Raw genomic sequence first — 684 nt, forward strand, 5'->3', positions numbered from 1 at the left:
TCCTCCTCAGAAAATACTTCGTCCGACTCCCGGGTCGGGGGAGCGTCGTTCGGTGTCGGAGACTGTAGATGCCGAAGCGGCGTTTACCGCCTACGTCCAGGAGCGCCGCGCCTCCCTGTACGCAACCGCCTACCACCTGACCGGTGACCGCTTCGAGGCCGAGGACCTGCTCCAGAGCGCCCTCTTCTCGACGTACAAGGCGTGGGACCGGATCAGCGACAAGGCCGCGGTCGGGGGCTACCTCCGCCGCACCATGACCAATCTGCACATCAGCGCGTGGCGCCGCCGCAAGCTGAACGAGTACCCGACCGAGGAGCTGCCGGAGACGGCCGGCGACACGGACGCGATGCGCGGCACCGAGCTGCGCGCCGTCCTGTGGCAGGCGCTCGCCCGGCTGCCCGAACTCCAGCGCACCATGCTGGTCCTGCGCTACTACGAGGGCCGCACGGACCCGGAGATCGCGGAGATCCTCGACATCAGTGTCGGCACGGTGAAGTCCAGCATCTGGCGGTCGCTCCGCCGGCTGCGCGAGGACGAGGTCCTCAGCTTCGGCCGTGACGAGGAGGAGTCCTTCGGAGAGCTTGTCGCCTGACAGGCCCGCCGAAGGCAACGGGGGAAAGAAAGTACGGGGGAAGCACGGGGGCTGTTCGTCACTCTGGGGGGAGGCGGCGGACAGGGTCACAA

1 protein-coding gene is annotated in these 684 nt (G+C 68.0%); it reads left to right on the top strand.

Going from position 1 to position 684, the window contains the following annotated elements:
• The first annotated feature begins 13 nt into the window (after window positions 1-13).
• Window positions 14-592: a SigE family RNA polymerase sigma factor gene (locus tag G6048_RS48425; RefSeq protein ID WP_165345931.1), complete on the top strand. Its 579-nt coding sequence runs from the start codon at window positions 14-16 to the stop codon at window positions 590-592.
• The last annotated feature ends 92 nt before the right edge of the window (window positions 593-684 follow it).

Origin of the sequence: Streptomyces ureilyticus (assembly GCF_011045025.1) — a bacterium.
GTDB classification, from domain to species: domain Bacteria; phylum Actinomycetota; class Actinomycetes; order Streptomycetales; family Streptomycetaceae; genus Streptomyces; species Streptomyces ureilyticus.